The sequence below is a fragment of the Gracilibacillus sp. JCM 18966 genome (assembly GCF_055392695.1).
On record NZ_AP043883.1, the window covers coordinates 2,172,338 to 2,193,473 of the forward strand.

A 21,136-nucleotide genomic window follows, 5' to 3' on the forward strand; every position below is an offset into this window, starting at 1 on the left:
CTTGGCTCTTTTTTTGTACGTACAGTTTAACAAGAATAATTTCTTACTAATCTCAGTCTAAGTTAGGATTCTATTTCCGTAGTACTTTTGTTTTTCTTTTTCCCCATCCGATTTGTAATCATGACCCCGATGATGACGAATAATCCTCCTAAAATTTGAACGAAGGAGATTTGCTCCTTTAAAAAGATGACAGCACCAATCATGGTAAATACAGGAATTAAATTAAGAAAAATAGAAGCCCTTGATGGACCAAGCTCTTGTACTCCTTTGTTGTATGCCATCAATGCGATAAGTGATGGAAATATACCGAGATATAAGGTTCCACCTATGATCGCCCAAGACCAATTAATTTGTTTGATCTCCTCCCACTCGATCGGGAGTAATGGAATAAAGAGGATAATAGCAATGACAGACATAACGAGTAATGCACCATATGTTGGGAATTTCCAAGTGTGTTGCTTAATGAAAATAGAATAAACGGACCAACTTACCATTGCTAGTAGCATAATTAAATCTCCAATATTTATTTGGAGATTGGTAATGACCTCTAATGATCCCTTCGTGATAACAAAAAATACGCCAAATAAAGAAATAAATACACCGAATAGCTGTTTTGCTGTAAAGCGATCGCCAAATAATATAAATGCCAAAAGAAGCGTGAAAATAGGTGTAGATGCTTCTACAATTCCAGCATTAATCGTGGTAGTGTAATTTAATGCTAAATAGACAAAAATATTAAATAATACGAGACCTGTCACAGAAAGTGCTAAAATAGCTTTCCATTCCTTTTTCCAAAGGGCACGGTTGTTCTTCCATTCTCTGTATCCAAGAGGAAATATAACGAATGCTGCAATAATGTAGCGGAAGAAAGATAGTGTAATTGGTGGAATCTCTGCGGTTACTGGCTTTCCGATAATTAGATTACCAGCATAGAAGATAGCAGCCAGAATTAATAATAAATATGCCTTCATCTAATCACCTCCAATTTACCCATCATAACATGTTTATTCGAAAGTGAAAAACAAAAAACCAGTAAGCTCTGATGCAAACTGGTTTTGAGAATCACTCGTTATTTGGATCTAATTTCTTGTCTCATAAAGAGTAAATAGGATAGGGCAAAACATACAAGAGTTGCAGCAATGAGTCCAGTTAATTGAGGCCAAATTAATAAAAGACTTTGGCTCAAAGGAAGCGGACCTGCTATAGCACCTGTCGTTTGCTCAACTGTTAAAGGACCTAGGCTTCGAACAGATGGTGACATGAGTGTCGTTGTCGATTCTGTAAAAAGGTAGTTTGGAGAAATTCTCATTAAATTGAGCACCAGTCCTTGTTTACTTATTGCGTCTGATGTGCTTGCGATATTCTCAGGATTGAGAATCGACTTTGATAATAGCTCTACTAGCATTGAATAGAATAGACTAAAAAAAATCCATATTGCAATCGATGCTAATGCGGATGTAGCAGCTTGCTTGAATCGAACGGAAAACAGGATACCTAAATTAAGCCAGAAGGCAATATAGGCAATACACAAAATTAAGAAACAAATAATTCGTAAGAATTCTTCTAATGTAGGTGGAATACCTAAAATTAGAATACCGAAGGACATTACTAAAAAGCCTAATGCAAAGAACAACAGAGCATTTATAAGTAATGCTGCCGCAAATTTCCCATTCAAAACAAAATCCCTAGGTATAGGTTGTGCCATTAATCTACTTAAGGTCCCTTTATTACGTTCTGAATTAATGGCATCAAACCCAAGAGCAACACCAAGTAATGGTCCTAAAAAACCTACGAATGTAATAAAAGAAGGTAAGGTTCCATCAGAGATGGTAAAAAGCTTTAAAAATAGAAAAGCACTTCTTGCCACTTCTTTTGTTTCCTCAGCTGCGGCATCTAAGGCATCCTGAATATTTGTAATAGCAGTGTAGAGTGAACCGATACAAGTAAAGGTAATAATAAGGAGCAAAATAATTATTCTCCAGCTCGTAATATAATCTGTAAATTCCTTTCGAACGATCGCCTGGAATGCGGTCATATGACTACTTTTTTCTCTGTTCGGGATGGTAAACCATTTTTGTATGTTCCCTTTAAGAGTTTGGAGCCTCTCCACGACTATCACCTCCTTCAAAATATCGATGATAAATTTCGTCGAGGCCATAATTTTTCTTTTGTATTTGTGTTAAGGATATATTGTTCTGAACGATGATTTTCGCTATATCTGCAGATATATCATGATCCACATAAATTTCTAATTTATCTAAAGCTTGTTCAATATGATTGACACCCCTTAATGTCCGGATTTTTTCGATTAATTCAGAATCAATAGGTTCTGCTTTGACATAGATGATGAATAAATCTTCAAAAAATAATTGTTTAGCTAATTCCTCCATATTTCCTTCTGCTAAAAGCTTCCCTTTGACAAAGATGCCAACACGATCGCAAATTTGCTGTACCTGATGTAATTGATGGGAAGAAAGTAGTACAGTAATTCCATCTTCTTTATTCAATTGTTGTATTAATTTCAGTATTTCTCTAACACCTTCAGGGTCAATACCGAGGGTTGGTTCATCTAAAATAATGACTTCAGGATCTTTCATTAAGACATCCGCAAGCCCTAATCGTTGACGCATACCCCGAGAATATTTTCCTGCTTTTTTGTTTGTTGCATCTGTTAGTCCGACCCTTTGTAATAGATAGTTAGCACGTTCTTCTGCAAGTTTGCGTGACAAGCCGTTTAAGCTCGCGGTATAGAGGAGGTTTTCAAATCCAGTCATATGCTCGTAAAAGCCAAGGTCATCTGGCAAATATCCTACTCTACGCTTCACTTCAATTGGATTGGATGTAGAGTTAATTCCACAAACATGAACGGACCCAGTTGTTGGCTCACTTAATCCAAGCATCATTAAGATGGAAGTGGATTTTCCTGCTCCATTGGGTCCTAATAATCCAAAGATCTCACCTTTTTTTATCGCTAAGGAGAGGTGATCAACTGCATATTGTTCGTCATATTGCTTGGAGATTTCGTCTAGTGTAATGATCGGTGATGACATAATTATCTCCTCCCAAATTTTCTAAATATAAAGTAAAGGCCACCTATCACGATGAGAATGATAAGAATAGCTACAATGCCCCATAATGTAGAGGTTTCGACTGCTACACGAAAACTTGCATCCGAGGAAGCTTCCGCAGTTTCCGCTGTGAAGGTGGTTACATAATCCCCTGCAATGGCTTCATCCGGTGCGGTTAGTGTTGCTTTTATTGTTTTGGTTTCTCCTGCTTTTAATGAAGCAATTTTGTCTGAATTGAATTCTGATTCCCAATTAGGCGGAGTGGAAGCTTTTACGGAAATATCAGATAGGGTAGCAGTACCAGTATTTTCGATTACTAAATTCACAGTACGGGAATTTCCTGCTGTAACATCTGTGCTTAAATTTCCTTCTGGAGTACTTATTTTCAATTCGTACGAACCTGTTATAACGGCTTCTAACGTTGTTTCTGCAGAGGTAGAGCTATTAGCTGCTTTTATTGGGATGGAGTAGGTATCTGCTTTTACATTTGTCGGTGGTGTTACTTCCACTGTAATATCCTTTGATGCATTTGGTTCTAGTGCTACTGAAGTTACTGCTTTTCCATCTGCTTTAAATTGTACACCCCAGCCTTCTTTTGTTCCTGCACTCAAAGCATAGGTTTGTTCTTCAGCAGTACGATTTTTTAAGCTCACTGTATAAGAAAAGGTAGCATCAGCATGCCCCTCCATATTTGGCTGTTCCGATGTTAATTCAGTCGCAGATGTACCTTCCTCCGATACCGTTGTAATAAAAGGTAATTCTGCATAATCATCGCCTTCACCATCTGCAATAAGCGTAAATTGATAATCCGCCTTTTTAATTTCTAATGGAACGGTTACATCGAATTGGATACTTTGCTCACCATTTTCGCGTACAGATAATTGACTAATATCATTTCCACCAGCAGTAATTGTGTAGTTCCAACCTTTCGGGAGTCCTTCTACATCAAAGGTCATATTCGATATCGAACTACTTTTGTTAAGCACAGTGACGTCATAGCTTAATGTTTCTCCTGGTGTGACGGATAAGCCTGTATAAGGTGTGTAAAGAGAGATTCCACCTGCTGCTTCTACTTTTCCAATAAATAAAATAGGAAATAATAACAACACGGAACATATTAAAGATATAATTTTTTTATACATGGTTAGATCCTCCTTAAAATGATTTTTCAGTGAGTGATACGTGGAAATTACGTAGTTGGATTTGTTTTTTTGAAAAAAATTTGTACAATGTAAATAAATTGTTGATGAACTCTTAGAGGGGGGATCATGTTGGAAGAAGATCATTTGTTATTAAAACGAATGGCAGATGGACAAAAACAAGCATTTGATAGCTTCTACGAAAAATATCATATCTACATTTTTCAAATTGCTTATAAGGTTGTGAGTAATCGTAGTGAGGCGGAAGATATTTGCCACGATGTTTTTCTCGAGATTTATCAAAAAGCGATACAATACAATCCCGAACGAGGAAGTGTAAAAGCATGGATAGGAGTGAAGACAAGGTCAAGAGCAATAGATCGTTTGCGGAAAAAATCAGGTCTGTTAACAAATAAGCTCGAAGATATCCTGATGAATGCTTCTCCTTCTGCAGATCAATATGTAATAGAAAGAATGGAAAAGGAGCTACTCGTTAATGCGATGAGCCGTCTTCCAAAGGAGCAACAACAAGCAATCTATCATATGTATTTTGAGCATTTTACCCAAAAGGAGATTGCATTTAGGTTTAACCGACCACTCGGTTCTGTTAAATCATCTATTCGTTATGGACTCCAAAATTTACGGAAGCAAAAATCATTACTACGTTGGTATGGTTCTAGTGGAGGTGACAAATAAATGAGCAGTAACCATTTGAAGGAAGAAAAAATCATCGACCTGCTTGATGGTAATGTTTCAGAAGAAGAAAAATTTGAAATTCAAAACCATATAAATACATGCCCAGAATGCCAAGGAGTATATAAATTTTGGCAAAATACGATGGAAAGTATGACAGATGTTTCCCCTTCTCCTTCACTAAAGGAGAGATTAGATGAATCGATCGAAAAGAAAAAAAGTCATCGTTTCATTTCATTTAAACCAATAATTCTCACCGCTAGTCTAGCAATTGTGGCTTTTCTGTTCTGGGGATTAAATGATATTGTTTACCAAAGTAATACGGTTCAACCGGAATATGAAATTTATCAAAATAATGAAATCAATGAGGAAAGTTTATTTACCAATAGTCCACATGTAGAAGTACAACAGCTTGTTTCGTTTTCCAATACTAGTAATATTGACGGTGCTTTATGGGTCAATAAAGAAACACAGGAGATGTTACTTAAAGTAAAGGGGCTAGAGGGCTTGGAGCAAAATGATTATCAGCTTTGGATCGTTGACCAGGATAATCATGCTGAAGGTGAATTATTAATGGTAGATACGAATGGTGAGGCAAAAGTATTATATCGTTTAAATGACTTATCGGAATATAAGCATATAAAAGCAAGTGTAGAACCATTGGGAGGCAGTAAAACTCCTACAGGTCCAGAAACATTCTTTGTCGATTTTGATTAGGTGAAGGAATGGATAAAGAAAGGAACCGAACTACTTAGAGCTTTTTCTTAAGGCTCTAAATATAGTTCGGTTTTTCTAGGCTCAAGGACATAACCCTACTGATGGAAAATTACCTTTTTTCTATTTCAAATAAATCGTCTAGTTTATTACTTACATAAGTATGGGAATCTCTTACCCCTAAATTATAAAAGGTTGGAGCTATTTCCCTCATAAAAAAATCTAGAAGAAATCCTGCCTGTAAATTTCCTAATTCCTCGTTATGTTCTCTTAAGTAGTAATCTTGAATGAGAGTAATAAATTCATTTCTTTCTTCATGACTCAATGTAAAGGGGGATTTCATGTTAATGACTCCTCTCATTAGGTAATGATTTCCTATAGCCTATCAACACGAGCTGTCTTTAGCAAGTTATTTCGCAGCTTTTTGCAATTTTTGAATCATTTTTAGCGATCTACCTGTACCAATTGCTACGGATTCTAACGGGTTTGGAGCAAGATGTACGGGAACATTGATTACTTTAGAAAGCCATTTTTCCATCCCTTGTAGTAATGCTCCCCCTCCAGTCAGTGTAATTCCTTGGTCTACTATATCTCCACTTAGCTCTGGTGGACAATTTTCTAATGTGTCTCGAATGGAGTTTAGAATAGCCTCTAATACTTCTTTTATCGCGTATTGCACTTCGGTAGATTTAATTTCAATCACTTTAGGTAACCCTGTTACAAGGTCTCGTCCACGAACGTCCATTGTTTTTTCATCATGTTCAATGAGGGCATGTCCGATTTCTATTTTAATCTTTTCTGCTGTGCTTTCCCCAATAAGGACATTGAAATGTCTTTTTATATACTGGATAATCTCTTCATCGATGTGATCCCCGCCAATTCGAACAGATCTACTTGCAACAACACCACCGAAAGAAATAATCCCTACCTCGCTTGTTCCGCCGCCAATATCGACAATCATACTTGCTTGAGGCTCTGCCACAGGAAGATCTGCACCGATAGCAGCTGCGATCGGTTCTTCTATTAGATGAACTTCTTTCGCTCCATAGCTTTTAATAGCATTATCAATAGCGCGTCGTTCTACAGCCGTACTACCTGATGGCGTACAAACGACAACGGTAGGCTTTCGCATAGAGATTCCAGCTTTTTTACTGACTTTCTTTAACATAGCTGTTAACATTTGAGTAGTGGAATCAAAGTCTGCAATCACGCCATTTCTTAATGGGCGAATTGGAATAATATGTTTTGGAGTCTTCCCAATCATACTTTTCGCTTCATTTCCGACAGCAACGACATTATTTGTCTTTGTATCTAGTGCCACAACGGCAGGTTCATTTAATATAATTCCTTTGGTTTTGGTATAAATTAATATATTTGCGGTTCCTAGGTCAATACCAATTTCTGTATTTGCAAACATTACGTACCCTCCATTAATTCTATATCATAAATCTCTACCTTTATAATTGTTCTATTTTTCATAGGAAATTATGACCGTATTATGGATGGAAGTTTTTGTTAATGCAAAAAAACTAACTTTAGTGTGAAATTTTAAAAGCGAAAAATTCATTATAATAAAACTTCTGTTGATAATCTAGTATAATAAAGGTAGTTAATAGCATCAGACGTGTGGATAAGATTCCTGTCTAGTCGAATGATAAAATAGATGAGTGAATAGAAGCGTGCCTAAAAAAATAATCTAGGATGATTAATATGGATGTATTTGCACAATTAGCGGAGGAAAGGATAAAAAAGCTATAGAGGAAGGGGAATTTGATCAACTAAAAGGGAGAGGGAAGCCATTAAAGCAAGATGATTTATCACACGTTCCAGAGGATTTGCGGATGGGATACCGTCTGTTAAAGAATAGTGGTTTTCTTCCAGAGGAATTACAAATAAACAAAGAATTAGTAACATTAAGAGATTTGATCAAGTCATGTGATAGCGAATCAGAAAAAAAACGTCTGGAGAAAAAACTTACAGAAAAAGAGCTACGACTAAGGATGCTTATCGAAAAACGCGGTATAAAAAAATCACCTGTGTATAGGCAATATCGTCACAAATTAGATCGTTTATCACAGCGTTAGTTCGTCCTTAGAGATGAAGGAACCTCAAAATTTGTGATATCTAAAGATAACCCTGTCTATGCATATGTCCCAATTGGCATGACAATAATATTTAGAAAATTAAAGGTGACGATAATGTTTCAAACGTTTATAGATCAAATATTAAATAAAACATCACAGCGGAATGAGAGAATAAATCGAATTAGCGAAATGCCGTTCGACAATCGTTATAGATGGATAGAAGATCTCGAAGAGTCGATGAAGTTAGATGCTCAAAGACCAAAGTCGATTCTTTTCTTTGATATAGATCGATTTAAAAATGTGAATGATATTGCAGGCCGACAGATAGGAGATCAGGTAATTGAACTAGTCGAAGACAGGATTAATGAACATCTTCCAGAAACTTGTAATTTGTATCATCTTTTTGGTGATCAATTTTTGGTGTCAATTGACAACACAGTCAGTCAGAGCTTCTCGCTTGCAAACCAGCTCATGAAAGCTATTCAACGACCAATTTTTGCGGAGAATCATGAATTCTACCTTACCGCAACGATCGGCATTAGTCATATTCAAGAGTCTGATATAAAGCCTTCTGAACATATCCATCAAGCAAGGTTCGCAGTAAGGCATGGAAAAACAAAAGGTGGAAATCAAGTAAATGAATATAAAAGCTTTATGGGAGCAATATATAATGAGTTAATCTCACTGGAATCCGATATCATAAAAGCAGTACAATTCAATGAGTTCTATCTTGTCTATCAGCCTAAGGTAGATGTTAAGACAAATAAAATGATCGGACTAGAAGCCTTATTAAGGTGGAAACATCATCAATTAGGAGAAATTTCACCATCTAGATTTATTCCGATAGCAGAGAAAATCGGTATGATCCATTCTATTGGAGAATGGGTATTAAGAGCAGTTTGTCAACAATACCTGGAATGGAAGCGTATTGGTGTTCCACCAATTTTGATTGCCATTAATGTATCTGCACTCGAGTTACAGCAACCTTGCTTTTATCATCGAGTAATCCGTATTATAGAGCAGATGGGGATGGATCCAAAGTATCTGGAGATGGAAATAACAGAAAATAGCTTTATACATAACCCAGAAGAATGTATTGAAACAATGGAAAAGTTAAGAAGTATAGGAATTTCTTTATCGATTGATGACTTTGGTACCGGCTATTCCTCGATAGGGTATTTAAAAAAATTCCCGATAGATTATCTAAAAATTGACCAATCCTTTTTGAAGGATGTATGTACGGATTCTGGAAGTGCCGAAATTATTAAATCAATGATTCATCTTGGTCATACCTTTGGTTTAAAAGTAGTAGCGGAAGGGGTAGAAGGAGAACATGCATTAAGTTTTATTCGTAATGTAGCGTGTGATTACTATCAAGGCTATTTCTATAGTCAGCCACTAGAAGCAGACAAGGTGATGGATAAGCTGCTAACAAGTTAAATCAATAACTTTTCTAGAAAATAGAGTTTTTCTAAAATATTAGGATTAACAAATTAGAATAGGTGGTATTATATGATTAATGTTTTATTTATTTGTTTAGGGAATATTTGTCGTTCGCCAATGGCAGAAGCGGTCTTTCGTCAAATAGCCAAGGAAGATGGAATGGAGAAACGCTTCTTTATTGATTCTGCTGGAATGGGGAATTGGCATATTGGAAAGCCGCCACATCAAGGGACTAGAGCTAAGCTAGATCAAATGAAAATTACATATGAAGGACAAAAAGCGAGACAAATAAATCCAAAGGATCTGGAGAATTTTGATTATATTATTGCAATGGATCAGCAAAATATCAATGATTTAGCAGAACTGGGTAAAAATTCAGAAAAAGTAGTAATCAAAAAGCTGATGGATTTCGTTGAAAATGCTAAGGAAGAAAATGTGCCGGATCCATATTTCACCAAGAATTTTGACTATACGTATGAACTTGTAAAAGAAGGCTGTGAATCATTGTATGCTTATATAAAAAGGAAGCATCTATGAGATAAATGAGAATAAGAGGTGGATAAATTATGGGAAAACAAAAACTTGTCAAAGGAATTATTTTTGGGGCAGTGATTGGAGGATTAGTATCCTTAGGGGATCGAGATACGAGAAGGTATGTTCGTTCTAAATGTCAGGTGACCAAACAAAGGGCCCAATTCTATATCAAAAATCCTTCCGATTTAGTCCGTGAGCTTAATCAATTTTATCAAAAAGGCTCCGAGCAATTATCAACAGGTTTGTCTCAAGCCCTGGAGATTTTAAATCAGCTACAAGAAATGACGAGAAAGATCGATAAAAAATGAGTCTGAACAATAGGGCGGGCTCCTCTATTCTTGCTAATGGTAAGCAATTACTCCATGAGATTATTGATGATGATGTTCCGGGGCTTGGGGCTCAGCTCGCCTATTTTCTTTTGTTATCATTATTTCCTTTTATGATTTTTTTAGTAACACTAATCGGATATCTACCGTTTGATGATATTAGTGTCACAAATCTTATTTCTAAATACGCACCTGAAGAAATTATGACACTTATCAATAACAATCTAACACAAATCATGAATAGTCGTAATGGAAGCTTGTTGTCGATTGGTATTATTGGGACATTATGGTCTGCGTCGAATGGAATTAATGCCTTGATTCGTTCATTTAATCGTGCTTACGATATTGAGGAAGAGCGCCCTTTTTTCATCACTCGTTCAATTGCGATTTTTCTTACGATTGTAATGCTTTTAGTTATTTTGGTCGCCTTTATTCTACCAATCTTTGGGCGGGCGATTGGTGTTTATATTTTCTCCTTTATGGGATTATCCGATGATTTCATAAATCTGTGGAATACGCTAAGGTGGGTAATCTCCTCTGTTATTTTTTTTATTGTTTTAATCGTTCTTTATCGTTTAGCTCCTAGTAAAAAGGTATACTTTAAGCATATATATGTTGGAGCAATTTTTGCTACGGTAGGTTGGCAGTTAACCTCTCTGGCCTTTTCGTATTATGTTTCTACATTAGGTAATTATTCTGCAACCTATGGAAGTCTTGGTGGTGTTATCATTTTAATGATTTGGTTTTATTTATCTGGAATTATCATTATAATAGGCTGTGAAATTAATGCATTCTATGAAAAGAAACGGATGTCTAAAAGCTAGGCATCCATTTTTTCATTTCTGTTATTGCTTATTCTTCTTCAATAATCGTAGTCCATTTAGAATAACAAGTATGGTACTGCCTTCGTGACCAATGACACCTAATGGCAAATTAATTACCTGAAGGAAATTGGAGGCAATGAGTGTAAGGATAACTGCAATGGAAAAGAGAATATTTTGTTTAATAATTCGATTCATTTTTTTGGATAGTTTAATAGAATCTACTATTTTAGGTAGGCTGTTTTTTACCAGAACCATATCTGCTGTTTCTAATGCCACATCCGTACCAGCCCCCATAGCAACACCTAAGTTAGCAGTAGCAAGTGCAGGAGCATCATTAATTCCATCTCCGATCATCGCTATCTTGAAACCACTGTTTTTCTCTTGTTTGATTGCATCTACCTTATCCTCTGGTAAACAATTAGCCCTAAAATCATGAATATCAATTTCTTTTGCTATTTCTTGTGCTGTTTGCTCATTATCTCCTGTTAACATGATGGTTTTGATTCCTAATTGCTTTAAATCATTTACTGCGTCCATAGCCTCTTGTCTTAGCTTATCCTGAAGAACGAATAATCCAAGAATTTCTTCATTTCTTTTTACAAAAATGACTGTTTTCCCCAACCATCTGTCACTTGAAATATCATGTTTTTGGACAAATTGCTCCACACTAGCATCACCCACAAGTCGCGTATTCCCTATTAACCAATGCACATCACCTACTTTAGCTTGAATTCCTTTTCCATCAAGATGAGTGATATCTTCTATTTCTATCGCTTTGATCTCCGTTTGCTCTTCACACCAATTAGAAATAGCGTGTGCAAGTGGATGATTGGAATACCTTTCGACCGAATAAATGATTTCGATAAGACGTTGGTCAATATGTTCGAAAAATGTATTTGTTACGACAGGTTTCCCTTCTGTTAAGGTTCCTGTTTTATCAAAGGCAATTGCGTCGATCTCCCCTAATGTCTCCAAATGCGCCCCGCCTTTAAACAAAACACCATTTCTTGCACTACTAGAGATAGCGGACAAAGTCGCAGGCATAATAGATGCAACTAGTGCACATGGAGATGCTACTACAAGTAAAATCATAGCTCGATAGATCGTATCATTCCAAGACCAGTCTAATAAAAAATGAGGGATAACCATCATCATCGCAACCATCCCAAGGACTACTTTCACATAACTGTTTTCAAAACGTTCAATAAATGCCTGAGAGCGTGATCTTTCCGCTTGCGCTTGTTGTACTAACTGAATGATTTTTTGAAATAAAGTTTGCGATGGAAGGGTATGAATACGAACAGTTATATTACCATTTAGGTTGATTGTACTTGCAAAGACGGCTTCTTCTTTTGATTTGGTAACAGGAAGTGATTCTCCTGTAAGGGCACTTTCATCAACCGATGTATGTCCTTTAACAATTAAACCATCTGCTGGAATTCGTTCTCCTGCCTTTATTAAGATGTGGTCACCTATTTTTAAATTAGCGACAGGTACTTTTTGTACTTTATTATTTAATAATAGGTTCGCAGTCTCAGGTTGCAAGTCCATTAATGCCTTTAATTCATGACTACTTTTGTTTTCGGTATAGGTTTCTAGTGCACCAGATAGAGCAAAAATAAAAATTAAAATGGCCCCTTCTGTCCAATGACCAATCGAAGCAGAGCCGATTGCAGCTAACACCATTAAAAGTTCTACATTCAGTTTCTTTTCTTTTATCGTTTCGATTATTCCTTCTTTGGCCTTGGCATATCCACCAACGATAAATGCGGTAAGTAAGAGAATAATGGATGGTGTTTCGGAAGGTGTTTCATGAAAAATCCATGCAAGCAATATTAGAAGACCACTAGTGAGAGCCATGATTAGCTCAAGGTGTGTTTTTAATTTTTTGCTAATGACAGAAAAAGAAAAAGGAATACCAATAGAATTTTCAAAAAACATCTTAATATAACTCATCATTTTGCCTCCTAACGAGAATGAAATTCATTCTTATTATTTATAATTATTATAAATTAATAATTAATATAATTATAAATTAATTATGACAAAAGTCAATAGGTTCATTCCTTAACTTGTGATTAATGTGTAACAGTTAATTTTTGATGATAAATACAGTGAATTAAAATGTTGAAATATAAAGCATAAACTGTTATCTTTTAAATTAAGAAAAATATATAACAACTTAAAGGGGTGGCGAAAAATGAAGAGATTTTATTTGTTTATTGCTATTTTAGTAATGATGGTTCTTTCTGCCTGTGGAACAGGTGATGAAAAAGAGGAGGCTTCAGCAACGAAAGAGGATGCTGTCTGGAGTGGGATCGAAAAAAGAGGTAAAATTATTGCTGGGACATCTGGTACATTAGTTGGAGCTTCTACATATGAGGAAGGTACAGACAAATTAACAGGATATGACGTAGAGCTGATGCGCGAGATAGGTAAGCGATTAGGGCTTGATGTTAAGTTTGAAATCATGGGAATTGACAGTATGCTACCGGCTATCCAAAGTGGAAGAATAGACGTTGCTGTAAATGATATTGAGATAACAGACAAACGAAAAAAACAATTTGCATTTTCTAATCCATATAAGTATTCCTACACGACAATGGTTGTTCGTAAAGAAGATAATTCTGGAATAAATAGCTTAGAGGATTTAGAAGGAAAGCGTGCTGGTGGTGGAGCAACAACAATTTTTAGTCAAATTGCGGAGCATTTTGGTGCAGAGGTTGTCACCTATGGGAATGCACCAAACGAGGCATATTTAAGAGATGTGCACAATGGGAATACAGACGTGATTGTCAATGACTATTATTTATCAAAATTTGGTGTAGCGGCATTCCCAGAGTTTGATATAACCCTTCATCCAGATTTGAAATTTCATCCAACAGAACAAGCTGTGGTAATGGATAAAGAAGCAACGGTATTACAAACAAAAATAAACGACGCATTGCAAGAGATGCGTGAAGATCGTACATTATCTGAATTAGCAATAAAATTTTATCAAGAGGATGCCTCTAAAAAACCTGAAGGTGAAATTGAGGAGATTGAAGGTCTTGATCTATAAGGTGTGAAATATAAATGCAAGATTTTTTTGATGTCAAACTAGCATTAGAAAATTTACCATTTATTTTAGGCGGGCTCCCGATGACTATTGCTGTCTCATTCGTAGCAATGGGATTAGGGCTCGTGCTAGGGCTATTTATTTCCTTAGCTAGAAGCTCAGAATATCTTATATTGCGTTATCCGGCTAGAGTCTATATTTCTTTTATGCGCGGAACACCAATTCTAGTGTTTTTGTTTATTTTATATTATGGATTACCAATGGTTGATTTAAATTTATCGGCATATCTAGCTGCAGTTTTAGGGTTTGGCCTTAATAGTGCTGCATATATTGCTGAGGTAATTCGTTCTTCCTTAAACAGCGTACCAAAAGGACAGTGGGAATCGGCAAAGGCTCTTGGATTTAATTATTGGCAAACATTAATGAAAATTATATTACCACAAGGAACGAGAATTGCAATGCCACCGTTGACCAATGTTTTTTTAGATTTAGTAAAGGCAACCTCTCTGGCTGCAGTTATTACAGTGCCTGAACTTTTCCAAAAGGCGCAAATTGCAGGTGGTCGTACATTTGATTCCTTAACGATGTATATATTAGTTGCCCTTATATATTGGCCGCTTTGTATTATCATTGCCTATTTTCAAGAAAAAATGGAAGAGCGTTTTAGTAGATATGTGAAATAGAGGGACAAATCAATGATTTGTTCTTTTTTTCACATTTAAGATACATACAATCACTTATGATTAGTGAATTCCCTTTATGGCGTAAATGAACAAGAAAAAAACTTGATCACAAAAAGGAAATATAGTCAACAGGGTAAAGGCTACACTGTATAATTAGCATGCACTATTTCTCTAACATAACTATTTTCCCATTTCTCCTTTAGAAAAATTGGCTTAAATAGCTATGATTGCGTCTCCAAGTTGCTTTACTATATAACTAACCAATTGGTTGTTAGTATTTCAATGGTTTGATGAAAGGTGGGGCGTTATGCTAAAGGTTGCTGTTGTAGGAGTTAACAAAATCGGGAAGCTTCATTGCCAATTTTATCATCAACATAATGACACTGAGCTCGTAGCCGTTTGTGATTTGATTAAGAATCGTGCACAGCAAATGGCAGAAACGTATCATACAGCATGTTATACGGATCTAGAAAAAATGCTTGAAACTGAGGAAATTGATATTGTAAGTATCGCGACTGCAGGGGTAGAAAACGGTAGTCATCATTTTAAGCCGGCTATGACTGCAATTAAAGCAGGAAAAGATGTGTTAGTGGAAAAGCCAATATCTAATAGTATCGAGGAAGCACGTGAAATGGTGCAATTTGCAACACATCAAAATGTACGTTTTGTATGTAATTTAAACCATCGATTTGTCCCTATAGCCAGTAAAGGAAAGAATTTAATCGACAATGGTAGTCTAGGAGCTTTATTATTTCTTAATATGAAGTTAACGATCCAAAATCCAAAGGACATGACAGAGTGGTTCCATATGAGGGCATTGCATCCACATTCGATTGATGTTATGCGTTACTTTGGAGGAGAAATACGTCGTGTACAATCTTTTATGACAAAAGCCCCCGAGAGAAACATATGGTCTACTGTTTCGATAAATATGGAATTTGCTTCAGGAGCAGTTGGTCATCTAACGGGAAGCTATGACATGTCTAGAATTCATCCGATTGAATATTGCGAAGTTGGTGGAACGAAAGGTCGTTTTGAAATAGACAATGTGTTCGAACGATTACTGTTTTTTCCACATAACAGAGATGAGATACTTATGGAACATAATTCTATTTTTTCAGATATTGGAAGCTTCCATGATACCTTTCTGTATCGTTTTGCTGATTTTATCCAACAGGTAAAAGAAGGTGTGCCACCTGCTGAAATGAATGCCTCTAGCCATGATGCTCTTGCTGTACAGGAAGTGATTGAAGCCGCTATTCAATCTCAAAAAAATGGTGGGGAAGTAGTGGATATTTCAAATGTCCAAGGAAAATCAAATGTTTAACTTATAAAATGTAAGCGATTACACGATTCGACAAAAACTATTTTATAAAAGGAAGTGAAAAAATGGGGCGTGTTAATTATCTTACGGTAATAGTTTGGTTTTTACTATCTTCGTTTCTTCTTTTCGGGTGTAGTAGCTCAAATGAAGAAATAACAACTGATGAAAAAGGGAGCACAGAAGGTGAGGCAAGTAATGAAGAAATGACAGAAATTACATTGTTAATGGGAGAGGCAGATGATACGGAAGGTTTTAGAGCGGTAACGGAGGCGATGGAAGAGGATATTGGGATCAAAACAAAAATTGAATTACGTCCAGGAGGACCAGAAGGAGAAAATATTGTAAAGACTCGTCTCGCCACTGGAGAAATGTCGGATATTTTATTATTTAATTCTGGATCATTGTTAATGGCATTAAATCCGGAAAAATATTTTGTCGATTTGTCGGATGAGCCATTCGTTGACAAAATAATGGATTCTTATAAAGAGGTAGTGAGTGAAGAAGGAAAAATATACGGTATTCCAGAAGGATCGAGTCAAGTAGGAGGCTGGTTATATAACAAGCGTGTCTATGAGGAACTAGACTTAGAGGTTCCGAAAACATGGGATGAATTAATGGAGAATAATGAAAAAATTAAGGAAGCTGGTAAAGTACCTGTCATCGGTACCCATGGTGAAATTTGGACTTCTCAATTACCGATTCTTGCTGATTTCTACAACGTGCAAAGAGAGGTGCCAAATTTTGCAGAGGAATACACTGCTGGAAAGGCGAAATTTTCTAATACTCCAGAAGCTCAAAGAGGATTTGAAAGAATACAGGAATTATATGAGCGCGGTTTTATGAATGAGGATTACACTGTTGCAGAATATGGTCAAGGTAGACAAATGTTGGCGGAGGGGGAAGGAGTTCATTATCCAATGTTAACCCAAGTATTAGAAAATATAAATGAAGATTTCCCTGAGCTAGTAAATGATATTGGTATTTTCCCACAGCCTAGTGATGACCCTAGTATTAATGGGTTTACTGTTTGGATGCCGAATGCATATTTAATTAACAAAGATTCAGAAAAGGTGGAAACAGCAAAAAAATGGATGGACTATTTCCTGTCAGATAAGGCAATAAAGCTTTACGAAGAAAACTCGAAAAGTATTGGACCGTACGTCATAGAGGGTGTTGAGCTTCCAGAGGATTCGTATACTGCGGTAAAAGACGTAGTGCCTTACTTTGAGTCAGGGGATGTCGCACCTGCATTAGAGTTTGTCTCTCCAATCAAAGGGCCGAACTTGCCCCAAATATGCACAGCTGTAGGCACTGGACAAATGACAGCAGAAGAAGCTGCTGAAATGTACGATGATGATGTTGAGAAACAAGCGAAACAATTAGGGATGGAATGGGACTAAGGTAATCATGAAACAGTTATTCCCGTTCTGACTCTAAAGGAATTTTACTTTCTGATAGAAAGGAGCTGACATAGATGAATAGTTCGGCCAAGAAAATGTACCCATTCGTTTTTCTCATTCCTGCCGCACTTGTTTATTGTACTTTCTTCTTGTTTCCAACATTAATGGCGTTCTTCTACAGTATGACATGGTGGACATTAGATGATTGGGAATTTATTGGTTTTGAAAACTTTGTGCAGTTTTTTCAAGAGCCTTCCTTAAGAATTGGGTTCCGTAATACATTGATTTATGCTTTCACGACAATGGGCGGAAAGGTGATACTTGGTTTATTCCTTGCAGTATTCCTATGTTCAAAAATAAAGAATAAAGATTTTCTTCGTTCTATTGTATTCTTCCCTGCATTGTTAAGTACGATTGCTGTAGGTTTTACTTTTAGCGCATTAATGCACCCAACAGATGGGATTATTAATAAAGCATTATCATTAGTAGGGATAACAGGACCTAATTGGCTCGGAGATGCAAAGATAGCATTATTATCAGTTGCGATGACAGATATATGGAAAGGGGTTGGGATTGCTACTGTTATTTTTATTGCAGGGATTATGGCGATACCAAATCATTATTATGAAGCATTAAAAATAGATGGTGGGAATGCGTTGCAATCGTTTTTTTACATTACCTTACCACTTTCACGACCAGCCTTAAATACTGTAATCATTCTAGCATTAATCGGTGGATTGCGAACCTTTGACTTAGTATGGGCGATGACTGGTGGTGGGCCAGGCTTTAGCTCTGACCTTTTAGCATCGATTGTCTACAAACAATATGCAAGTGGCTTTTTCGGCCTTGCAACTGCAGGTAATGTCCTATTGTTTTTGTTTGTTGGTTTTATAGCTTTCCCAATCTTCAAACTGCTTAATCGGAAAGAGGTGGACCTATGAGTGGGAAACAAGAAGGGGTTATAGAACAAGCAACTACACGATTAGAAACAAAGAAAAAAGCTTCGAAGAAATGGTTTTTGTTTGAGACTTTCGCTGTTTTATTTGCTGCTATCTTTTTTGGAATTCCATTTTATTTTGTGATTATTAATTCCTTTAAAAATAGTGCAGATGCAGCGAAATTGAGCCTAGCATGGCCAGAGGCATTTCAATTTTTCGCCAACTATAAGGAAGTATTAACATTAAATGACGGGGTCGTATTGAGGGCATTTTTGAATAGCTCTCTTATTACAATCGCATCGATTATAATCATCATTTTTATTTGCTCGATGGCAGGCTTTGTATTATCACGCAGACAAGGAATGGCAAAAAAACTCAATTACGTGATTCTAATGGGGCTGATGATTCCACCAACCATTGTTCCTACTATTTGGGTGTTACAACAGTTAGGACTTTTTAAGTCATTTCCAGGCATTATTTTACTAGAATCTGCGTTGCACTTTTCATTTGCTTGTTTATTGTATACGGCCTTTGTTGCTACCATTCCACGAGAACTTGATGAAGCAGCATTGATGGATGGATGTGGGCCATTTCAATTATTCTTTAAGATTATCTTTCCATTATTAAAGCCAGTAACTTCTACGGTTATCGTATTATCTTCCATACAGATTTATAATGACTTTGAAAATATGCTCTATTTCTTTCCAGGTGCGGAAAATGCCACCGTCCAACTAACACTTTATAACTTTACGGGTGTTTATGGAACATCTTATCACTTATTGTTCGCAGACGTATTGTTGATTTCCATCCCACCGTTAATCTTGTTTATTTTCTTCAATAAAAAAATAGTAGATGGAATGACTGCTGGGGCAGTGAAAGGCTAAAAGGGGTGTCGTAAATGACCTAGTGAAAGGCGTAATAAGCTATGCGGGGCCTATTGCCACCTTATATGCTAGGAGTAGTAGTCTAATGAAGGAGGAGAAAAAATGAAATTAGGCGTTAATTCCGTTCTTTTTAGTGGATACGATCTAAAGACAGCCATTCGATACATCAAATTTTGTGGCTATGACGGTATCGAACTATCATCTATTGTAGGCATGGTGGAGCATTTGACAGATACAGCAAGTGATGCAGAACTTGCTGAAATAAGGAAAATGGTAGAAGAGGTTGGACTTGATCTTTATTGTGTCGAGGCTGCAACAAATATACTTGTTGCCGAGAACCGTGAACGAACCAAAAGAGTTTTTGAACGTGCCGCCAAACTGGGAATTCCGATGGTAACAACAGGAAGTGGTGGAAAGTCTGATGATGAAGAAAGCACAGAAGATTCCATCCGAGCGATTGAAGAATTAACACAGGCAGCAAATGATATGGGTATACAATATGCATTAAAATTACACTATGGGCAAAGTATTTACAATACGAAAACAGCTCTTCGGTTGATGGATGAAGTGAAACATTCAGCATTAGGATTGAATTTTGATGCTACCCATGTTGGTCGTGTGGGAGACGATCCAGTCGAAGCATTGGATGTTCTGTCAGATCATATTATTCATTCACATATCCGTGATACCTTTATGGAACAACTACAGATTGCTTCCCCTGAATTTCAAACAGCAGGTAGGGGAACCGTTCCACTAAAAGAAGTGGTGGATAAAATGACGGAGGTCGATTATCAAGGGGCGACAGTATTAGAGATAATTGGAGCAAAGGACTACGAATTACCTGAGATTACGGCGATTGCCGCAGAAAGTAAAGGATACTTACAGCGTTTAATCGAAGAGGCGAAGGAAAAGAGGGGGGGATTCCAGTGTTAAAAGTAGCAGTTGTCGGTGTTGGTAATATCGGAAAAATACATTGTAAATATTATAGTGAAAATCCAGATGTAAAATTGGTTACGGCATGTGATTTAATCGAAGAGCGTGCACAAGCTATGGCTAATCTGTACGGAATCCAGGCGTATCAAGACATGGCGACAATGCTGAAGGAAGAGGAAATAGATATTATAAGTATTGCTACAGCGGGAGAGGAAAATGGTGGAGATCATTATACTCCTACCGTAATGGCAATAGAAGCAGGAAAAGATGTGCTCGTGGAAAAACCCATTTCCAATAATATCGAAAAAGCTCGCGAAATGGTTCGACTTGCCTCTCAGAAGAATGTTCGCCTAGTAAGTAATTTAAATCATCGTTTCGTTCCAGCAGCTTATAAAGGCAAAGAATTAATCGAAAAAGGTGATTTAGGCACAATACTTTTCGTAAATATGAAACTAACGATCCAAAACCCGAATGAAACAAGTCCATGGTTCCACTTACGGGCACTTCATCCACATTCGATTGATGTGATCAGTTATTTTGCAGGTGATATTAAACGAGTGCAAGCTTTTATGACAAAGGCACCTGGGCGAAATATTTGGTCGACCGCTTCCATTAATCTAGAGTTTGCCTCTGGCGCTGTTGGTCATTTGACTGGTAGTTATGATATGTCTGGTCGTCATCCGATAGAATACTGTGAAGTGGCTGGGAATAAAGGGCGATTTGTTATTGACAATGTCTATGAAAATTTCACGTATTATCCACATGAGAATGAAGAATTACTAGTTTTGCGGAATTCTATCATGACCGGTGTTGGTAGTTTTCAAGAGACATTTAAAAATAGATTAGACCATTTTATCAAGCAAATATTAGATGAAGTAGAACCCGACAATATGGAAGCATCAGGTGTGCATGCACTCGCTAGTCAGGAAGTAATCGAAGCAGCTATTCAATCACAAATGGCAAATGGTAAGGTTATGGAAGTTCCCAAAATAGATAAGGAAATTTAACATAAACCATAGCATGAATTCGTAAGCGTATTCGATTAAACGAACAATAAGATTGTCTAAAATCAGTGGGGACGACGAAGCCCC

The 21,136-nt window shown here is 36.7% G+C and carries 22 protein-coding genes; 15 read left to right on the forward strand and 7 right to left on the reverse strand.

Annotation, left to right across the window (positions count from 1 at the left end; translation table 11 throughout):
• Positions 1-62: 62 nt before the first annotated feature.
• The 4 genes from ACZ5N5_RS10415 to ACZ5N5_RS10430 form a co-directional block, all read right to left on the reverse strand.
• Positions 63-971 carry a DMT family transporter gene (locus ACZ5N5_RS10415; RefSeq protein WP_109985603.1) on the reverse strand — a complete coding sequence of 303 codons (909 nt, stop codon included), beginning with the start codon at positions 969-971 and terminating at the stop codon, positions 63-65.
• A gap of 98 nt (positions 972-1,069) precedes the next feature.
• Positions 1,070-2,080 (reverse strand): ABC transporter permease, encoded by a 1,011-nt coding sequence (locus ACZ5N5_RS10420; RefSeq protein WP_464373777.1) that lies wholly within the window; start codon positions 2,078-2,080, stop codon positions 1,070-1,072.
• A gap of 7 nt (positions 2,081-2,087) precedes the next feature.
• Entirely contained in the window at positions 2,088-3,050 is a 963-nt protein-coding gene (locus ACZ5N5_RS10425) for an ABC transporter ATP-binding protein (RefSeq protein WP_109985601.1), read from the reverse strand.
• Between the two features lie 2 nt (positions 3,051-3,052).
• On the reverse strand, positions 3,053-4,210 hold the full coding sequence (locus tag ACZ5N5_RS10430) for a COG1470 family protein (protein ID WP_109985600.1): 1,158 nt from the start codon (positions 4,208-4,210) through the stop codon (positions 3,053-3,055).
• Positions 4,211-4,339: 129 nt separating this feature from the next.
• Between ACZ5N5_RS10430 and ACZ5N5_RS10435 the strand changes: the two genes are divergently transcribed.
• Together ACZ5N5_RS10435 and ACZ5N5_RS10440 are read left to right on the forward strand one after the other, a co-directional pair.
• Positions 4,340-4,903 carry a sigma-70 family RNA polymerase sigma factor gene (locus ACZ5N5_RS10435; RefSeq protein ID WP_054787279.1) on the forward strand — a complete coding sequence of 188 codons (564 nt, stop codon included), beginning with the start codon at positions 4,340-4,342 and terminating at the stop codon, positions 4,901-4,903.
• On the forward strand, positions 4,904-5,617 hold the full coding sequence (locus ACZ5N5_RS10440) for an anti-sigma factor domain-containing protein (RefSeq protein ID WP_464372441.1): 714 nt from the start codon (positions 4,904-4,906) through the stop codon (positions 5,615-5,617). It abuts the gene before it with no gap.
• A 109-nt stretch (positions 5,618-5,726) separates the two neighbouring features.
• On the opposite strand, the gene ACZ5N5_RS10445 is transcribed toward ACZ5N5_RS10440, so the two are convergent.
• Both ACZ5N5_RS10445 and mreBH read right to left on the reverse strand, forming a co-directional pair.
• Complete coding sequence (locus ACZ5N5_RS10445) at positions 5,727-5,957, reverse strand: DUF2164 domain-containing protein (RefSeq protein ID WP_109985597.1); 231 nt, start codon at positions 5,955-5,957, stop codon at positions 5,727-5,729.
• A 66-nt stretch (positions 5,958-6,023) separates the two neighbouring features.
• The gene (mreBH, locus tag ACZ5N5_RS10450; RefSeq protein WP_109985596.1) at positions 6,024-7,031 is read right to left on the reverse strand and encodes a rod-share determining protein MreBH; all 1,008 of its coding nucleotides are present in this window, start codon (positions 7,029-7,031) and stop codon (positions 6,024-6,026) included.
• Positions 7,032-7,368: 337 nt separating this feature from the next.
• Here mreBH and ACZ5N5_RS10455 point away from each other — a divergent pair, with 337 nt between their 5' ends.
• The 5 genes from ACZ5N5_RS10455 to ACZ5N5_RS10475 all read left to right on the forward strand — a co-directional run bounded on the left by ACZ5N5_RS10455 (position 7,369) and on the right by ACZ5N5_RS10475 (position 10,825).
• Positions 7,369-7,698 (forward strand): DnaJ family domain-containing protein, encoded by a 330-nt coding sequence (locus ACZ5N5_RS10455; protein WP_245902392.1) that lies wholly within the window; start codon positions 7,369-7,371, stop codon positions 7,696-7,698.
• Positions 7,699-7,731: 33 nt separating this feature from the next.
• Complete coding sequence (locus ACZ5N5_RS10460) at positions 7,732-9,138, forward strand: putative bifunctional diguanylate cyclase/phosphodiesterase (RefSeq protein WP_109985594.1); 1,407 nt, start codon at positions 7,732-7,734, stop codon at positions 9,136-9,138.
• A gap of 72 nt (positions 9,139-9,210) precedes the next feature.
• A complete protein-coding gene (locus tag ACZ5N5_RS10465; protein WP_054787283.1) occupies positions 9,211-9,678 on the forward strand; it encodes a low molecular weight protein-tyrosine-phosphatase in 468 nt (155 codons plus the stop codon).
• Between the two features lie 29 nt (positions 9,679-9,707).
• Positions 9,708-9,983, forward strand: a complete 276-nt coding sequence (locus ACZ5N5_RS10470) for a hypothetical protein (RefSeq protein WP_054787284.1) — start codon at positions 9,708-9,710, stop codon at positions 9,981-9,983.
• A complete protein-coding gene (locus tag ACZ5N5_RS10475) occupies positions 9,980-10,825 on the forward strand; it encodes a YihY/virulence factor BrkB family protein (protein WP_054861217.1) in 846 nt (281 codons plus the stop codon). The genes ACZ5N5_RS10470 and ACZ5N5_RS10475 overlap by 4 nt, the downstream gene beginning before the upstream one ends.
• A gap of 21 nt (positions 10,826-10,846) precedes the next feature.
• Here the strand turns inward: ACZ5N5_RS10475 and ACZ5N5_RS10480 are convergent, their stop codons facing one another.
• Positions 10,847-12,766, reverse strand: coding sequence for a heavy metal translocating P-type ATPase (locus ACZ5N5_RS10480; protein ID WP_430735806.1), 1,920 nt, complete (start codon positions 12,764-12,766; stop codon positions 10,847-10,849).
• Between the two features lie 259 nt (positions 12,767-13,025).
• Between ACZ5N5_RS10480 and ACZ5N5_RS10485 the strand changes: the two genes are divergently transcribed.
• The 8 genes from ACZ5N5_RS10485 (at position 13,026) to ACZ5N5_RS10520 (ending at position 21,052) form a co-directional block, all read left to right on the forward strand.
• Positions 13,026-13,886, forward strand: a complete 861-nt coding sequence (locus ACZ5N5_RS10485; RefSeq protein ID WP_464372442.1) for a transporter substrate-binding domain-containing protein — start codon at positions 13,026-13,028, stop codon at positions 13,884-13,886.
• Positions 13,887-13,900: 14 nt separating this feature from the next.
• Positions 13,901-14,566: an amino acid ABC transporter permease gene (locus ACZ5N5_RS10490; RefSeq protein WP_109985592.1), complete on the forward strand. Its 666-nt coding sequence runs from the start codon at positions 13,901-13,903 to the stop codon at positions 14,564-14,566.
• 307 nt (positions 14,567-14,873) lie between these two features.
• Complete coding sequence (locus ACZ5N5_RS10495; RefSeq protein ID WP_464372443.1) at positions 14,874-15,893, forward strand: Gfo/Idh/MocA family protein; 1,020 nt, start codon at positions 14,874-14,876, stop codon at positions 15,891-15,893.
• 62 nt (positions 15,894-15,955) lie between these two features.
• Positions 15,956-17,290, forward strand: coding sequence for an ABC transporter substrate-binding protein (locus tag ACZ5N5_RS10500; RefSeq protein ID WP_464372444.1), 1,335 nt, complete (start codon positions 15,956-15,958; stop codon positions 17,288-17,290).
• A gap of 74 nt (positions 17,291-17,364) precedes the next feature.
• On the forward strand, positions 17,365-18,231 hold the full coding sequence (locus ACZ5N5_RS10505) for a carbohydrate ABC transporter permease (RefSeq protein WP_054861536.1): 867 nt from the start codon (positions 17,365-17,367) through the stop codon (positions 18,229-18,231).
• Positions 18,228-19,112 carry a carbohydrate ABC transporter permease gene (locus ACZ5N5_RS10510; protein ID WP_109985589.1) on the forward strand — a complete coding sequence of 295 codons (885 nt, stop codon included), beginning with the start codon at positions 18,228-18,230 and terminating at the stop codon, positions 19,110-19,112. The genes ACZ5N5_RS10505 and ACZ5N5_RS10510 overlap by 4 nt, the downstream gene beginning before the upstream one ends.
• A gap of 102 nt (positions 19,113-19,214) precedes the next feature.
• The gene (locus ACZ5N5_RS10515) at positions 19,215-20,045 is read left to right on the forward strand and encodes a sugar phosphate isomerase/epimerase family protein (RefSeq protein ID WP_277678257.1); all 831 of its coding nucleotides are present in this window, start codon (positions 19,215-19,217) and stop codon (positions 20,043-20,045) included.
• A complete protein-coding gene (locus ACZ5N5_RS10520; RefSeq protein ID WP_054787290.1) occupies positions 20,039-21,052 on the forward strand; it encodes a Gfo/Idh/MocA family protein in 1,014 nt (337 codons plus the stop codon). The genes ACZ5N5_RS10515 and ACZ5N5_RS10520 overlap by 7 nt, the downstream gene beginning before the upstream one ends.
• Positions 21,053-21,136 lie beyond the last annotated feature (84 nt).

Coding starts and splice junctions, on each gene's coding strand:
- ACZ5N5_RS10415 (WP_109985603.1), bottom strand. CDS start 971: ATGAAGGCATATTTATTATTAATTCTGGCTGCTATCTTCTATGCTGGT.
- ACZ5N5_RS10425 (WP_109985601.1), bottom strand. CDS start 3,050: ATGTCATCACCGATCATTACACTAGACGAAATCTCCAAGCAATATGAC.
- ACZ5N5_RS10430 (WP_109985600.1), bottom strand. CDS start 4,210: ATGTATAAAAAAATTATATCTTTAATATGTTCCGTGTTGTTATTATTT.
- ACZ5N5_RS10440 (WP_464372441.1), top strand. CDS start 4,904: ATGAGCAGTAACCATTTGAAGGAAGAAAAAATCATCGACCTGCTTGAT.
- ACZ5N5_RS10445 (WP_109985597.1), bottom strand. CDS start 5,957: ATGAAATCCCCCTTTACATTGAGTCATGAAGAAAGAAATGAATTTATT.
- mreBH (WP_109985596.1), bottom strand. CDS start 7,031: ATGTTTGCAAATACAGAAATTGGTATTGACCTAGGAACCGCAAATATA.
- ACZ5N5_RS10465 (WP_054787283.1), top strand. CDS start 9,211: ATGATTAATGTTTTATTTATTTGTTTAGGGAATATTTGTCGTTCGCCA.
- ACZ5N5_RS10470 (WP_054787284.1), top strand. CDS start 9,708: ATGGGAAAACAAAAACTTGTCAAAGGAATTATTTTTGGGGCAGTGATT.
- ACZ5N5_RS10475 (WP_054861217.1), top strand. CDS start 9,980: ATGAGTCTGAACAATAGGGCGGGCTCCTCTATTCTTGCTAATGGTAAG.
- ACZ5N5_RS10480 (WP_430735806.1), bottom strand. CDS start 12,766: ATGTTTTTTGAAAATTCTATTGGTATTCCTTTTTCTTTTTCTGTCATT.
- ACZ5N5_RS10485 (WP_464372442.1), top strand. CDS start 13,026: ATGAAGAGATTTTATTTGTTTATTGCTATTTTAGTAATGATGGTTCTT.
- ACZ5N5_RS10490 (WP_109985592.1), top strand. CDS start 13,901: ATGCAAGATTTTTTTGATGTCAAACTAGCATTAGAAAATTTACCATTT.
- ACZ5N5_RS10495 (WP_464372443.1), top strand. CDS start 14,874: ATGCTAAAGGTTGCTGTTGTAGGAGTTAACAAAATCGGGAAGCTTCAT.
- ACZ5N5_RS10500 (WP_464372444.1), top strand. CDS start 15,956: ATGGGGCGTGTTAATTATCTTACGGTAATAGTTTGGTTTTTACTATCT.
- ACZ5N5_RS10505 (WP_054861536.1), top strand. CDS start 17,365: ATGAATAGTTCGGCCAAGAAAATGTACCCATTCGTTTTTCTCATTCCT.
- ACZ5N5_RS10510 (WP_109985589.1), top strand. CDS start 18,228: ATGAGTGGGAAACAAGAAGGGGTTATAGAACAAGCAACTACACGATTA.
- ACZ5N5_RS10515 (WP_277678257.1), top strand. CDS start 19,215: ATGAAATTAGGCGTTAATTCCGTTCTTTTTAGTGGATACGATCTAAAG.